General features: G+C 67.6%; 13 protein-coding genes. 3 read left to right on the forward strand and 10 right to left on the reverse strand.

All coding sequences use genetic code 11. The annotated features are described in order from the left end of the window. Nucleotides 1–29: 29 nt before the first annotated feature. Both lexA and glp read right to left on the reverse strand, forming a co-directional pair. Entirely contained in the window at nucleotides 30–737 is a 708-nt protein-coding gene (gene lexA, locus SR870_RS05685; protein WP_322517054.1) for a transcriptional repressor LexA, read from the reverse strand. A gap of 174 nt (nucleotides 738–911) precedes the next feature. Next, nucleotides 912–2,123, reverse strand: coding sequence for a gephyrin-like molybdotransferase Glp (gene glp, locus SR870_RS05690; protein WP_322517055.1), 1,212 nt, complete (start codon nucleotides 2,121–2,123; stop codon nucleotides 912–914). A 226-nt stretch (nucleotides 2,124–2,349) separates the two neighbouring features. Here glp and SR870_RS05695 point away from each other — a divergent pair, with 226 nt between their 5' ends. Further along, the gene (locus SR870_RS05695) at nucleotides 2,350–2,724 is read left to right on the forward strand and encodes a hypothetical protein (RefSeq protein ID WP_322517056.1); all 375 of its coding nucleotides are present in this window, start codon (nucleotides 2,350–2,352) and stop codon (nucleotides 2,722–2,724) included. An 11-nt stretch (nucleotides 2,725–2,735) separates the two neighbouring features. On the opposite strand, the gene SR870_RS05700 is transcribed toward SR870_RS05695, so the two are convergent. Both SR870_RS05700 and SR870_RS05705 read right to left on the reverse strand, forming a co-directional pair. Next, nucleotides 2,736–3,230 (reverse strand): thioesterase family protein, encoded by a 495-nt coding sequence (locus tag SR870_RS05700; protein ID WP_322517057.1) that lies wholly within the window; start codon nucleotides 3,228–3,230, stop codon nucleotides 2,736–2,738. A 29-nt stretch (nucleotides 3,231–3,259) separates the two neighbouring features. Then, nucleotides 3,260–3,886 (reverse strand): HAD family phosphatase, encoded by a 627-nt coding sequence (locus SR870_RS05705; protein WP_322518204.1) that lies wholly within the window; start codon nucleotides 3,884–3,886, stop codon nucleotides 3,260–3,262. Nucleotides 3,887–4,138: 252 nt separating this feature from the next. Between SR870_RS05705 and SR870_RS05710 the strand changes: the two genes are divergently transcribed. Beyond that, nucleotides 4,139–4,957: a flagellar motor protein MotB gene (locus SR870_RS05710; RefSeq protein ID WP_322517058.1), complete on the forward strand. Its 819-nt coding sequence runs from the start codon at nucleotides 4,139–4,141 to the stop codon at nucleotides 4,955–4,957. Nucleotides 4,958–4,990: 33 nt separating this feature from the next. Here the strand turns inward: SR870_RS05710 and SR870_RS05715 are convergent, their stop codons facing one another. After that, complete coding sequence (locus SR870_RS05715) at nucleotides 4,991–5,242, reverse strand: PilZ domain-containing protein (RefSeq protein ID WP_322517059.1); 252 nt, start codon at nucleotides 5,240–5,242, stop codon at nucleotides 4,991–4,993. Between the two features lie 398 nt (nucleotides 5,243–5,640). On the opposite strand from SR870_RS05715, the gene SR870_RS05720 reads away from it, so the two are divergent. Further along, nucleotides 5,641–6,156, forward strand: a complete 516-nt coding sequence (locus SR870_RS05720; RefSeq protein WP_322517060.1) for a hypothetical protein — start codon at nucleotides 5,641–5,643, stop codon at nucleotides 6,154–6,156. A gap of 125 nt (nucleotides 6,157–6,281) precedes the next feature. Here SR870_RS05720 and SR870_RS05725 read toward each other — a convergent pair whose 3' ends face one another. The 5 genes from SR870_RS05725 to SR870_RS05745 all read right to left on the reverse strand — a co-directional run bounded on the left by SR870_RS05725 (nucleotide 6,282) and on the right by SR870_RS05745 (nucleotide 13,583). Then, complete coding sequence (locus SR870_RS05725) at nucleotides 6,282–8,852, reverse strand: cation-translocating P-type ATPase (protein WP_322517061.1); 2,571 nt, start codon at nucleotides 8,850–8,852, stop codon at nucleotides 6,282–6,284. A gap of 38 nt (nucleotides 8,853–8,890) precedes the next feature. After that, complete coding sequence (gene moaC, locus SR870_RS05730) at nucleotides 8,891–9,412, reverse strand: cyclic pyranopterin monophosphate synthase MoaC (protein ID WP_322517062.1); 522 nt, start codon at nucleotides 9,410–9,412, stop codon at nucleotides 8,891–8,893. Nucleotides 9,413–9,662: 250 nt separating this feature from the next. Then, a complete protein-coding gene (gene trpC, locus SR870_RS05735; RefSeq protein WP_322517063.1) occupies nucleotides 9,663–10,481 on the reverse strand; it encodes an indole-3-glycerol phosphate synthase TrpC in 819 nt (272 codons plus the stop codon). A 146-nt stretch (nucleotides 10,482–10,627) separates the two neighbouring features. Beyond that, nucleotides 10,628–11,644: an anthranilate phosphoribosyltransferase gene (gene trpD / locus SR870_RS05740; RefSeq protein ID WP_322517064.1), complete on the reverse strand. Its 1,017-nt coding sequence runs from the start codon at nucleotides 11,642–11,644 to the stop codon at nucleotides 10,628–10,630. A 37-nt stretch (nucleotides 11,645–11,681) separates the two neighbouring features. Beyond that, nucleotides 11,682–13,583, reverse strand: a complete 1,902-nt coding sequence (locus SR870_RS05745) for a peptidylprolyl isomerase (protein ID WP_322517065.1) — start codon at nucleotides 13,581–13,583, stop codon at nucleotides 11,682–11,684. Nucleotides 13,584–13,761: the final 178 nt, after the last annotated feature.

Raw genomic sequence — 13,761 nt, forward strand, 5'->3', positions numbered from 1 at the left:
CCGCGCCTCGTTCGTGCGAGGCGTGCCGCTCAGTACTTGCGATACAGCCCGATCAGCTTGCCCTGAATCCGCACCCGGTTCGGCGGCAGGATGCGGACCTCGTAGGCGGAATTGGCGGGCTCCAGCGCGATCGATGCGCCGCGGCGGCGGAAGCGCTTCAGCGTCGCTTCCTCCTCGTCGATCAGCGCCACCACGATGTCGCCGGTATCGGCGCTCTCGTTGCGCTGGATCAGCGCCATGTCGCCGTCGAGGATGCCGGCATCCATCATCGAATCGCCGCGCACTTCCAGCGCGTAATGCTCGCCGGAGCCGAGCATGTCCGGCGGCACGCTGATGGTGTGGCTGCGGGTCTGCAGCGCCTCGATCGGCGTGCCGGCGGCGATCCGGCCCATCACCGGCACCGCGACGTTGCGATCCGAATCGTCGTCGTCGCGTTGCGGGCTCGGCGGGCGGACCCGGCCGAGATTGCCCTCGATCACGCTCGGGGTGAAGCCGCGGCGGCCGCCGCCGCTGTTGCCGCCGAGATCGGGCAGCTTGATCACCTCGATGGCGCGGGCGCGGTTGGGCAGGCGGCGGATGAAGCCGCGCTCCTCCAGCGCCGTGATCAGGCGGTGAATGCCCGATTTGGAGCGCAAGTCGAGCGCGTCCTTCATCTCGTCGAACGAGGGGGGAACGCCGGCTTCCTTCAGCCGCTCGTTGATGAATTTCAGCAACTCGAACTGTTTGCGCGTCAGCATCTCGACCATTCCCCAGATCTGGCGACGATCGCCGTGTCGTCGTGCCGTCCGTTCATTGCGCCATGAAGTTCGACAGGCGAGGCGCAATTACTCGAAACAAATCATGAACGAACACTATATGTTCAGTATGTGTTCCGCAACCTCTTAATTTCAGGTCAACAAATTTGCGGATCGCTATTCCGGAAGCTTAAGGATGAGACAGCTCGATCCCGCTGCGGCGGCCGGTGCGAAGGGCGGACGGACGATCAGCGCCTGCGCTGCGGACAGCCGCGCCAGCAGCGACGAATCCTGGCGGTCGACCGGCGTCGCCAGCCATTGTCCGTCGTCGCGCAGCGCCAGTTGGGCGCGCAGATAGTCCTCGCGCTGGTCGTTGGCGGCCAGGTCGGCGCCGAGCACGGCGGGGAGGCGCCGATGCATCGATTCGCTCCGCCCCGACAGCGCCCGGATCAGCGGCACCATGAACAGAACCGCGCAGACATAGGACGACACCGGATTGCCGGGCAGGCCGATCACCCGCATCGGGCCGAGCCGGCCGTGCATCATCGGCTTGCCCGGCCGCATCGCGATCTTCCAGAACGCGATCGTGGTGCCTTCTGCCTCCAGCGACGACTTGACCAGATCGTGGTCGCCGGCCGACGCGCCGCCGGTCGTCACCAGCACATCGACGCAGAGGTCGCGGGCGCGCGCGATCGCCGCACGGGTGGCCTCGATGGTGTCGGCGGCGATGCCGAGATCAATCACCTCGGCGCCCTCGCTGCGCGCCAGCGCCCGCAGCGCGTAGCCGTTGGAATAGACGATCTGGCCGGGGCCGAGCGCTGCGCCCGGCATCACCAGCTCGTCGCCGGTGGCGAGCATGGCGACGCGCGGCCTGCGGTGCACCGGCAGCGCTGGATGGTTCATGCCGGCGGCGAGCGCGAGGTCGCGGTCGCTGAGCCTGTGGCCCGCACGCAGCAGCACTTCGCCCTCGGTGAAATCGATCCCGGCGGGGCGGATGTGGCGGCCGTGGCGGGCGGCTTCGGTGATGGTCACCTGATCGCCGTCGCGCACGGTGTCTTCCTGGATCACCACGGTATCGGCGCCGTCGGGGATGACGCCGCCGGTGAAGATCCGCAGCGCTTGCCCTGGGCCGACGGATTGTTCCGCCGGCCGGCCGGCGGCGATCTCGCCGATCACGGTGAGCCGCGCCGGCGCGGTCGCGACATCGGCTGCGCGCACCGCATAGCCGTCCATCGCCGACATCGGCTGCGGCGGCTGGGTCCGCAATGCTGCGAGATCGCGCGCCAGCACGCGGCCATGCGCGTCGTCGAGCGCGACCATCTCCTCGGCAAGGCCCGCTGCGCAGTCGAGCACCGCGGCCAGCGCATCGGCGACCGGCATCAGCGCCATCGGCGCGCTCCGGGGCTGGCGGCGGACCGATCCGGTCCGGCAAGGCGAGGGTGGCGTGTCATGATCCGGCTTTAGGGGCGTCGCGACGCTTGCGCAAGATCCGCCAAAGGCTCCGCCGGACCCGCGTGCCGCGCGGGTCAAACGAAATCCTAATTGTCTGCAGAAGCCCCCGAGCGGTAGGACGGGAGGGTGGCGAGGTTCGGGCCGCCGGACAGGGAGTGCGCAGATGGGCGATGATTTTGCGAAATGGCTGTTGCGGATCGTCGGCGTCATCGGGCTGATCGCGTTCGGCACCACCTATGCGATCCGGCACGACTGGAGCCGGGGCTGGATGCCGTCCGCCAATCCGGAATATGCGCCGCCAGCGGCGAGCGCCCCCGAGCCGGCTGCGCCGGCTGCCCAGCCGGCCGCACCCGCGGCGCAGGCGACGTCGCCTGCGGCGCCCATCAACGCACCAGCGGCCCCGCCTGCCGCCGCAGCGGCGCCATCAGCGGCCTCCGCACCCGCCGCCGCCCGCGCTTATGTGCCGTGCCAGCCGATCGGCCGCACCGCCCGGGGCGAATTGGTGTACTCGATGGACTGCCGCACGCCGCCGCAGTAGCGCCGCGGCGGCTACGCCGGTCCTGCGGACGGCGTTGCCACGGCCTCGTCCTTCGCCTGCACCATCACCGGCAGATAGACCTGCGCGAATTCCGGCGGCAGGCGGCGCGGGCGGCCGCTCGACATTTCGATGCAGACGAGCTGCCAGCGCCCGCGCATCACGGTGGCGCGGTCGCGCAGCCGGATGAGCTGGAAGCGGCGCTCCATCAGGAGCTTGCCGTCGCTGCCATAGACCCAGGTGCCGAGCAGCAACTCATCGCCGAGATGACTCGGCAGCAGGTAGTCGTATTCGCCGCGCCGGATCGCCATCGCGCGGTCGATCCGCTGCCAGTCGGCGAGCGCGAGACCGAGCGCTTCGGAATGCGCCCAGCCGACGCTGTCGCACCAGCGCACATAGACCGAATTGTTGGTGTGGTTGAGGCCGTCGATGTCGGCCGGGCCGGGCACCATCGTCAGCGTGAACGGGTTCGGGTGGTCCCAGTCGAGGTCGGAGGCTGCGGCGGTCATGGCAATCGTCGGCACTCGTGCGCGGGCCGTCACAGCCCGAGTTGATCCAGCGCCTGCGCCACGTCCGCGGAGGAGCGTACATGGACGGCGCGGAGCCCGCGCTCGCGCGCGGCCGCGATGTTTTCGGCCAGATCGTCGAAGAACACAATGCGCTCGGGCTTCACGCCGATCGCCGCCACCACGAAGTCATAGGCCTCGGCGTTCGGCTTGCGCATCCCGATCCGCGACGACAGGAACAGCTCGCGGAACGGCGTCAGCAGTTCAGCATAGTGCTCCAGGAAATGCGCGACATGCGCGTCGTTGGTATTGGAAAGCGCATACAGCGGCAGATGCTTTGCGGCGCGCGCAAGTTGCGCCGCGATCCCCGGCATCTCGCCGATGAAGATCGCATTCCAGCCCTCGCGCAATTGATCGTCGGACAGGTCGAGCCGCAGCGCCTCGCGCACCGCGGCGAAGAATTCCGCGTCGGTGACGTGGCCGGTCTCGTAGCGATGGAAGGTGTCGTTGCGCGCCAGCATCGCCATCATCGCGGACGGGTCGCTGCCGAGTTCGACCGCCCAGGCTTTGAGCGTGCGTGCCAGATCGAAGTCGATCACGACCCGTCCAAGATCAAACAGCAGCGCCTCGGCCGCGCCAGGAGTGAGAGTGCTTGTCATCTGCGAATACCTAACGCGAAGAGAGGGAGGGACAGGGTCAGCTAAATTGCACCGAATCTGGTCGAGGAACATTGTCGACGAACGACAACCGTTTGTTCACGCGTGCTGTTTAGAACACCGGGAGACGCGCAGCGACAACGTCTTCGACACGTTCGAGATCATCGCTGCGCCGGATCTGATCACCGGCGCTCCGCCCATGCGCATCCACAGTGACTTGATTGACGACCCGTCCACAGCATCGGATCCCTGCCGATGCTGACGGGGAACGGCCGTTGCAAGAAAAAGGCCCAGGAAGAGCAGGCCGGCGCTCACGGCTGGTTCGTCACCTTCGCCGACCTGATGGGCCTGCTGGTGAGCTTTTTCGTCGTGCTGGTGTCGTTCTCGACCCAGGACGTCAAGAAGCTGCAGATCGTCGCCGGCTCGATGCGCGACGCCTTCGGCGTGCAGTACCAGGCGCGCTATTCGGGTACGGTCGAGACCGACGGCATGCCGGTTCAGGGCAGGGTCGCCAGCACCGACAACGCCTCGCTGGATCAGGCCGGGGGCGCGGGCAGTTCGGCGCAGGCCAAGGCCGAACGCGAATTCGCGCTGGCGTCGGCGTCGCTCAGGCAGGCGTTGCAGGATGTGCCCGAACTGTCCGAATTGTCCAAGAACGTGGTGTTCGAGGAAACTCCGACCGGCCTCAATCTCGAACTCACCGATCAGGACGGCCGGCCGATGTTTCCGGACGGCTCGTCGGTCCCGTACGAGCGGACCCGCATGCTGATCGCAAGGCTGGCGGCGCCGCTGCGTGCGATCTCGCTGCGGGTCAATATCGTCGGTCACACCGCCGCGACGCCGGTGCCGGACAACGACGACTACGACGCGTTCGATCTGTCGACCGGGCGCGCCAATGCGGTGCGCCAGATCCTGAAACACGAGGGACTGTCATCGAGCCGCGTGAAGTCGGTGGCGGGCAAGGGCGACGGCGAACCGCTGTTTCCGGAAGCGCCGATGCTGGCCGCCAACCGCCGGGTGACCATCAGCCTGCTGCGGGAGAGCCCGCCGCTGCCGCCGGATATGCATCCCTGACAACCTTTTGGTCGAATATTCGCAGGTGAATTCTCAGAACGAGACGCCGATCCGGCGGGCGCGTTTCCACACCATCCTGCATTTCTTCTTGGTGCCGCCGTGTAGCAGCTCGAACCGCGTCGGCAGCGTCGCGTCGGCATTCAACTCGATGCAGGCCCCGCCGGCGGAGTAATCCACCATGCGACACGGAATCACCGGCACCTTGGGGCCGACGATCAGGCTTGCAGAACTTGATACCAGCCCGCTGGGGCGCACACGTGCAAATCGTCGCTGTTGTTGGGTCATCACGCGAGCCTGTCGCAACCCCGCCGGGAGTCGGCGGTTCCGGTATTGCAGCGCAGACTTGTTAAATTCCTGTTTGCACAGTCTCCGACCTGTCGCACCGGATACGGGCCCGGGTTCCGGGATGTCCACCCGGGGCTCGCTGCGATGCACAACCGCTGGCACGGGCGCATGTTCATGGATGCCTCCTCACTCCCAGTGTTGATCCATCCAGTCTCGAACGATCAGCGGCGAACTACGCGCCGATGTCTGAGGCGCACCCGCGTGGTCGGTGTCAAGAGCCCCCTGGTACGCGGGTGAATTGCCGGTCGGAAAAATTTTGACCGGGTACTTGAAAGCCGGATCGGCTCGTCTATTTTTCGTGCGTCCCGTTCTGAAAGGAGTCACTCGGGAGGACTGATATGCACGTCACCACGACTATTCCGGAGCCCGGCGTCATCGCGGGCTCCCTGCAACATCCCGCTTCGGTCTACGACCATCCCGCTGGGGTCTACGACCATTCCGCTCAGGTCTACGACCATCCCGATCAGGTGCTGCGCGACGACGCGCTCGGCACGGCGGAGAAGCGGGCCATCCTTTCCTCATGGGCGTCCGACGCCAACGCGATCGAGCAGCAGCCTTGGCTGCGGTCGCTGCCGGGTTCCGGCCGGACCGTGCCGCTGGCCGCGATCCTCGCGGCGCTGCGTCGGCTGGATGACGACGACCCGCCGCCGAAGGGCGGCGCCGCGATCCGGCTGTGCGGCTTCGGCCGCGACACCGACAGCGAGTCGTTCGAGCAGGTTCAGCCAGTGGGGAGGAGGCATCATGGTCTGGCGCAACTTTCAAAGCACGTTCGATCCCGCGCGCTGCCCCGTCTGCGGCGCGACCATGCAGCTCGCACGCGTCGAGCCGCGGCCGGTCGGGCGGCGTGCCTGTGAGTTCGAGCGGCACATCTATCGCTGCGAAGATTGCGCCAACACCAGCCGCTTCGTGATCGACCGTCAGGCGGTCGACCGGCTGTCGGCGTAGCGTCGCCAAACCATCGGCGTCGCGGTGGCGGGACTCAGGCTTGTCGCCGCGGCGCGGCGCTGCCGATCCGGCCGCGCCACAGCGGCTTGATCAGTTCGAGCAGGATCAGCACCGCGAGCGCGGCCGCCGCGGTCAGGCCGAGATCGTCCCAGTGCAGCGGGCCGAACTTGAACAGATCGCGCAGCCACGGCCAGGCGAGGCTGAGGCCGAGCACGCATCCGACGATCGCCAGCACAACAGCGAGCATCGGGTTCGGGCGGCGCAGCGCCGCCAGGATCGAGGTCGAGAACGAGCGGTTGACGAAGATCAGGCAGACGAAGCTCAGCACCAGCGCGAAGAAGGTGATCGCGCGTAGTTCGGTCTCCGGCATTGCGCGCAACTGGCCGATCACGAACACGCCTGCGACCAGCGCGAACACCAGCAGTCCCTGGACCAAACCCCAGCCGATCAGCGCCGGCGTGAACAGCGGCTGTTCGGGATCGCGGGGCGGGCGGCGCATCACGTCGTCCTCGGCGGTCTCCGCCTCGAACACGATCGAACACACCGGGTCGATGATCATTTCCAGGAACGCGATGTGGATCGGCCCGAGCAGGATCGGCAGGCCGAACAAGAGCGGCAGCAGCGCCAGCCCGGCGATCGGCACGTGGACGGCGAAGATGAAGCCCATCGCCTTGACCAGATTGTCGTAGATCCGGCGGCCGAGCCGGATCGCCTTGACGATCGAGGCGAAGTCGTCGTCGAGCAGCACGATCGCCGAGGCCTCGCGCGCGACGTCGGTGCCGCGTCCGCCCATCGCGATGCCGATATGCGCCGATTTCAACGACGGCGCGTCGTTGACGCCGTCGCCAGTCATCGCGACGACCTCGCCGCTCGACTTGAGCGCGTCGACGATGCGCAGTTTCTGCTCCGGCATGATCCGGGCGAACACCGTGGCGCCCTGCAGCCGCTGCGCCAATGCGGCGTCGTCGAGTCGCGCGATCTCGTCGCCGCTGACGCAGGTTTCGGCGTCGATGCCGGCCTGCCGCGCGATCGCCTGCGCGGTCGCCGGATAGTCGCCGGTGATCATCACCACGCGGATGCCGGCGGCGCGGCAATCGGCGACGGCGGCCGGCACCGCCGCGCGCAACGGATCCGCGAGGCCGACGAGACCGATGAATTCGAAGCCGAAGCCGAGCGGCGTCTCCGGCCAGTCGTCGTTCGGATGCGTGGCGCGGGCGACGCCGAGCACGCGCAGGCCGTCGGCCGCCATCGCGTCGATGGTCTGCGACAATCGCCGCAGTTCGGCGTCGTCGAGGCCGCACATCCGGGCGATCGCCTCCGGCGCGCCCTTGGCGGCGACGATGAAATCGCCGGGATCGTCGTGATCGCGCCAGACCTGCGTCATCGCCAGCAGATCGCGGCGCAATCCGTAGGAATGCACCATGCTTCGCGCGCCCGCGCCATCGGCCAGGTGGTCGCCTGCGAGCCGGTGCAGCGCGCGGTCCATCGGATCGAACGGATCGGGCGCGGAGGCGAGCAGCCCGGTTTCGAGCAGATCGCGAAAGGCGTCCGGCAGGTCGTCCGCCTCGCGCGGCCGGAAAGTCTCGCCGGAGATCAGCCGCAGTTCGGCGACCGACATCCGGTTCTCGGTCAGCGTGCCGGTCTTGTCGGTGCACAGCACCGTCGCCGAGCCGAGCGACTCGATCGCGGCGGCGCGGCGCGTCAGCACCCGGGCCTGCGAAATCCGCCACGCCCCCATCGCCATGAACACCGTGAGCACGACAGGGAATTCTTCCGGCAGCATCGACATGCCGACGGTGATGCCGGCCAGCACCGCGTCCAGCCAGCCGCCGCGCAGCGTGCCGTACAGCACGACCACCAGCAGGCTGAACGAGCCACCGATGATCCCGAAGACCCGGACCACCTTGCGCGTCTGGGTCTGCAGCCGTGGACGCTCGGTCTGCATCGTGCCGAGCGCCTGACCGATCTTGCCGATCTCGCTGCGCGGGCCGGTAGCGATCACTTCGGCGAGGCCACTGCCGCGCACCACCAGCGAGCCGGAATACACGGTCGGCTGATCGTCGCCGCCGGGCCGGTGCGATAGCGCGGCGTCGGCCTCGTCGCGCGCGATCTTGCGCACCGGGACCGATTCGCCGGTCAGCAGCGACTCGTCGGCCTGGATGTCGTCGGCCGACAGCAGCACGGCGTCGGCGGCGACGCGGTCGCCCTCGGACAGCACCATCAGATCGCCGCGCACCACCTCGCGGCCGGCGATGCGGCGGCGCTCGCCGTCGCGGATCACCAGCGCACGGGGGCTGGTGAGGTCGCGCAGCGCTTCCAGCACGCGCTCGGTGCGGCTCTCCTGGACCACGGTGATGACGATCGAGAGGCTGGCGAACACCAGCAGGATCACCGCCTCCTTGAAATCGCCGAGCGCGAGATAGACCACGCCGCCGCCGATCAGCAGCGCCAGCATCGGTTCGCGCATCACCTCCAGCACGATCCCGAACAGCGTGCGCCGGTCCGGGCTCGGCAGTTCGTTGGGGCCTTCGCCGGCGAGCCGCGCTGCGGCTTCGGCCTCGCTGAGGCCGGTGGGCGGGGAAGCTTGTGTCGAGACGGGAGGCATCGGCGTGATCTTCCTCGTGATCGCCGCGGCAGCCTATCCTATTTGGGTGTCGCACCGGCGACATAGTCGCCGGACTTGCCGCCGGTCTTGGCGATCAGGTGAATGCCTTCAATCCGCACGCCGCGTTCGACCGCCTTGATCATGTCGTAGATCGTCAGGCAGGCGACCGACACCGCGGTCAGCGCTTCCATCTCGACGCCGGTCGGGCCGGTGACCTTCACCGTGGCGCGGACCATGCAGCCGGGCAGTTTCTTGTCGGGGACGATATCGAGCGTGACCTTCGACAGCGCCAGCGGATGGCACAGCGGTATCAGCTCCGAAGTGCGCTTCGCCGCCATGATGCCGGCGATCCGCGCCGTGCCGAGAACGTCGCCCTTCTTGGCGTCGCCGCTCAGGATCAGGTCGAGCGTCGCCTTCTTCATCACCACGCGGCCTTCGGCGACCGCGACGCGCTCGGTGGCCTCCTTGTCCGAAACGTCGACCATCCGCGCCTCGCCGCTGGTACCAATATGGGTGAGGGTGGGGGATGGCACAGTGGACTTGGTGGTTTTCTTAGCCACAGGCGGGCCTCACGATGAGTGGAGGGGCGAGGTCGAAGCGTTTGCTCACCCTCCCCTGGAGGGGGAGGGTCGGACGGCGCAGCCGTCCGGGGTGGGGTGAGGCCGCGGGCAAGGAATTCATGGTGAAGCACGGTGCTGACGAGAGGCTGTCACCCCACCCCGTCACGTGCCGCGCGATGCGCGTCCCGTGCCGACCCTCCCCCTCAAGGGGAGGGTGAAGGCTGCAGCGTGGCGAAAAGCTCGCCATAAGTTAGCTTCCGGCTTGCTGCAGCGTCGTCTCGCGCGCCAGCAGCGCCCGTGTCGCGGCGGTGACGTCCTGCTGGCGCATCAGGCTTTCGCCGACCAGGAAGGTCGACATGCCGACGCGAGCGAGGCGGGCGAGATCGTCGGGCGTGAAGATGCCGCTTTCGCCGACCATCAGGCGATCGCTCGGGATCAGCGGGGCCAGCGCCTCGCTGGTCGCGAGCGTTACCTCGAAAGTGCGCAGGTTGCGGTTGTTGACGCCGATCATCGGCGAACGCAGCTTCAACGCGCGATCGAGTTCGGCGCGGTCGTGGACTTCGAGCAGCACGTCCATGCCGAGATCGAACGCGGCGTCCTCGATGTCTTTGGCTTCCGCATCATCGAGCGCCGCCATGATGATCAGGATGCAGTCGGCGCCATGGGCGCGGGCTTCGACCACCTGATAGGTGTCGTACATGAAGTCCTTGCGCAGCGCCGGCAACGACACCGCCGCGCGCGCCGCGACCAGGTAGTCGAGGCTGCCCTGGAACGACGGCGTATCCGTCAGCACCGAGAGACAGGCCGCGCCGCCTTGTTCGTAAGCCTTTGCGAGCGCCGGCGGATCGAAATCGGCGCGGATCAGGCCTTTCGACGGCGACGCCTTCTTGATTTCGGCGATCAGCGCATAGTCGCCGTTTTCATGCTTGGCCCGTAGCGCACGGACGAAGCCGCGCGCCGGCGGGGCGCCGCGCGCATCTGCCTCCAGCGCCGCAAGCGGTCGCTCGCGCTTGGCGGCGGCGATCTCCTCGCGCTTGTAGGCCTCGATCTTGGTCAGGATGTCGGACACCGGGACGCTCCCTGTAGGGTCACTCAAAGCACTCGTTTCAAGAGCTCGTCATTGCGAGGAGCGAAGCGACGAAGCAATCCAGCTCCGTGCACTGCGCTCTGGATTGCTTCGCTTCGCTCGCAATGACGAAACCGATTTCACCCTGCTTAGGCGGTCGCCGACACCGCGATCAGCTTCTTCAACCGTGCTTCCGCAGCGCCGCTGTCGATCGATTGGGCGCCGAGCGCGACGCCTTCCTTGAGATCCTTCGCCTTGCCGGCGACGATCAGCGTCGCCGCGGCGTTGAGCAGCGCGACGTCGCGATACGGCCCCGGCATGCCTTCCAGCACCGCGCGCAGCGCCACCGCATTGGCCTCGGCATCGCCGCCCTTCAGCGCATCGGCGGGCGCGCGCGGCAGGCCGGCGTCTTCGGGGCTGACCTCGAAGGTTTTGATCTCACCGTTCTTCAATTCGGCGACGGCGGTCGGGCCGGACAGCGTGATCTCGTCGAGCCCGTCGGAGCCGTGCACCACCCAGATCGACTCCGAGCCGAGATTCTTCAGCACCTGCGCCAGCGGCTGCACCCATTGCCGCGAGAACACGCCGATCATCTGGCGCTTGACGCCGGCGGGATTCGACAGCGGCCCGAGCAAATTGAAGATCGTGCGGGTGGCGAGCTCGACGCGGGTGGGACCCACGTTCTTCATCGCCGGATGATGGGTCGGCGCGAACATGAAGCCGATGCCGGCCTCCGCGACGCAGCGGCCGACGTGGTCCGGGGTGATGTCGATCTTGACGCCGAGTGCATTGAGCACGTCGGCAGCGCCGGATTTCGACGACAGCGCGCGGTTGCCGTGCTTGGCGACCGGGACGCCGCAGCCGGCGACCACGAACGACGTGCAGGTCGAGACGTTCACCGAGCCGGAGCCGTCGCCGCCGGTGCCGACGACGTCGACCGCGTCGGGCGGCGCCGCGACCGTCAGCATCTTGGCGCGCATCGTCGTCACCGCGCCGGTGATCTCGTCGACGGTCTCGCCGCGGACCCGCAGGCCCATCAGCAGCGCGCCCATCTGTGACGGCGTCGCGTCGCCCGACATCATGGCGTCGAACGCGTTCGCCGCTTCGTCCCTGGTCAGCGACGCCCCCGTCGCGACCTTCGCGATAACTGCCTTGAAATCGATCATGGTCCCCATCGGCGACGGGCGAAGGCGGTTGCCTTCGTCAGTTGGTCGCCGCCCCCGTCGCCTGCGCCACAGCCTGCTGGTTGATCTTGGTGCCGATCTGCTTTTCGACCCAGGCGATATATTCGCCGACCTGCTCGTCGTTCATCCGCTGCACCAGCGCGTCCTTCAGCTTCTTCGTCTCCGCGGAGGCGAGGTCGACCGGCGGCACCGTGACGTCGGTGACGCGATACACGAACCATTCGTTGCCGGTGCCGCCCAGGCTCTGGCCGAACGAGTCCTTCGGCGTCCTGAACACCGACTCGATCACCGTTGCCGGCACGCCGGGGGTGTTTCCCTCACGCTTCAATCCGGTCGCAGTCTCGACCTTGACGCCCTGCGGCGCGACCTCGGCGAGCTTGCCGTCGGTGCCGAGCTTCTGCACCATCTCGGCCGCCATGGTCCGCAGCCGGCTGGTGACCTGTTCGGTGCGCCAGCGCGCCTCGACCTGATCCTTGACCTCGTCGAGGCTGCGCTCGCGCGACGACGTCACGCCGAGCACGTCGAACCAGACATAGCCGTTCTGATAGTTGATCGATTCGGTATCGACGCCGACATCGCTGTTGAACGCGGCGGTCGCCAGTTCGAGACCCTGCGGGATGTCCTTGACCGGCTGGCCGTCCGGGCCGCGGCCGGAGCGGTCGACCGCCTCGATGGTCACCGCATCGAGCCCGAGCGTCTTCGCCGCCTCGATCACGTTGGCGCCGCCGGCGCGGGCGTCTTCCATCTTGTCGTGCAACTCCTGCACCTGGGCACGGGCGCGCTCCAGTGCGACGTCGCGCTTGATCGTGGAGGCGAGGCTCTCATAGCTCGGCTGCACGCCGGGTTCGATCTTGGAGACCCTGACCAGCGCGGTGCCGAAGGCGCCCGGGATCGGCTGGCTGACCTCGTTGAGCGGCAGCGCGAACGCGGCGTTCGCCACCGCCGGGTCGAGCATTTCGGCCTTGCTGACCAGGCCGAGTTCGACGTCGGCCGGCTTCAGACCGCGCTGCGCGGCGACATCGTCGAAGGACGCGCCTTCGGCGATCTTGGCGCGCGCGGCCTGCGCCTCTTCTCCATTCGGAAACACGATCTGCGAGATCTGCCGCTTCTCCGGCGTCGAGAGCTTGTCCTTGCGTTGGTCGAACAGCTTGCGCGCGTCGGCGTCGGACACCTCTGTCCATTTGGCGATCGCCTCGGGCGTCACCGTGACGAATGCGACCTTGCGATACTCGGGCGCGCGGAATTGCGTCTTGTGATCTTCGTAGTAGGCCGCGAGCGCTTCGGAGGAGGGCGGCTCGATGGTCCCGACCTGCGCATCGGTGAGCTTCAGATAGTCGATCGCGCGCTGCTCGTTCTGGAACTGGCTGGCGACCTGCAGCATCGCGTTCGACGGCGCGAGGCCGGCCGTGACGGTGCCGGCGATCTGCCGGCGCAGCGCGACCTTGCGCTGCTCGGCGATGTAACGCTGCTCGGTGAAGCCGAACTGGCGGATCACCTGCTGGAAGCGGTTCGGATCGAACACGCCGCCCACGCCCTTGAAGTTCGGATCGTTGAGGATGCTCTTCATGGTCTCTTCGTCGGACTGGCCGAGCCCGAGCCGGCGCGCATCCTCGTCGAGCGCCGCCTCGGCGATGACCTGCTGCAGCACCTGGCGATCGATGCCGAAGGCGCGCGCCTGATCTGGCGTCAGCGGCCGGCCGAACTGGCGGCCGATCTGCTGCAGGCGATCGTTGTAGGTCTGTCGGAATTGTTCGGTGGTGATCTCAGTGTCGCCGATGGTGGCGAGCGTGGATCGGCCGAACCCGCGGAAAATGTCGGCAATGCCCCAGACCGCAAAGCTGAGGATCAGCACGCCCATCACGATCATCATGATGGTCTTGCCGACCCAATTGGATGAGGCGTTGCGTATTCCTCGAAGCATGGACTCACTTTTCGCAGGAGGGAACCGGCCGCGCTCAGGCGCGCGGTGGCGCAAATTAGCGTCGCCGGCTTGAAAATCCATCTTAAAGTGGCGGTCGCGGCGTCGCAACCAGCCGCACCCGGCAGTCGCGCGGCTGCCACCGCATCGCAGGAAGCGTCGACGCGACGCTGACCTGCGC

The sequence above is a fragment of the Rhodopseudomonas palustris genome (genome assembly GCF_034479375.1).
Classification (GTDB): Bacteria; Pseudomonadota; Alphaproteobacteria; order Rhizobiales; family Xanthobacteraceae; genus Rhodopseudomonas; species Rhodopseudomonas palustris_M.

Excerpts from the sequence above, each read along its gene's own strand:
- lexA (WP_322517054.1), bottom strand. The coding sequence starts at position 737 with ATGCTGACGCGCAAACAGTTCGAGTTGCTGAAATTCATCAACGAGCGG.
- glp (WP_322517055.1), bottom strand. The coding sequence starts at position 2,123 with ATGGCGCTGATGCCGGTCGCCGATGCGCTGGCCGCGGTGCTCGACTGC.
- SR870_RS05695 (WP_322517056.1), top strand. The coding sequence starts at position 2,350 with ATGGGCGATGATTTTGCGAAATGGCTGTTGCGGATCGTCGGCGTCATC.
- SR870_RS05700 (WP_322517057.1), bottom strand. The coding sequence starts at position 3,230 with ATGACCGCCGCAGCCTCCGACCTCGACTGGGACCACCCGAACCCGTTC.
- SR870_RS05705 (WP_322518204.1), bottom strand. The coding sequence starts at position 3,886 with ATGACAAGCACTCTCACTCCTGGCGCGGCCGAGGCGCTGCTGTTTGAT.
- SR870_RS05710 (WP_322517058.1), top strand. The coding sequence starts at position 4,139 with ATGCTGACGGGGAACGGCCGTTGCAAGAAAAAGGCCCAGGAAGAGCAG.
- SR870_RS05715 (WP_322517059.1), bottom strand. The coding sequence starts at position 5,242 with ATGACCCAACAACAGCGACGATTTGCACGTGTGCGCCCCAGCGGGCTG.
- SR870_RS05720 (WP_322517060.1), top strand. The coding sequence starts at position 5,641 with ATGCACGTCACCACGACTATTCCGGAGCCCGGCGTCATCGCGGGCTCC.
- SR870_RS05725 (WP_322517061.1), bottom strand. The coding sequence starts at position 8,852 with ATGCCTCCCGTCTCGACACAAGCTTCCCCGCCCACCGGCCTCAGCGAG.
- trpD (WP_322517064.1), bottom strand. The coding sequence starts at position 11,644 with ATGATCGATTTCAAGGCAGTTATCGCGAAGGTCGCGACGGGGGCGTCG.
- SR870_RS05745 (WP_322517065.1), bottom strand. The coding sequence starts at position 13,583 with ATGCTTCGAGGAATACGCAACGCCTCATCCAATTGGGTCGGCAAGACC.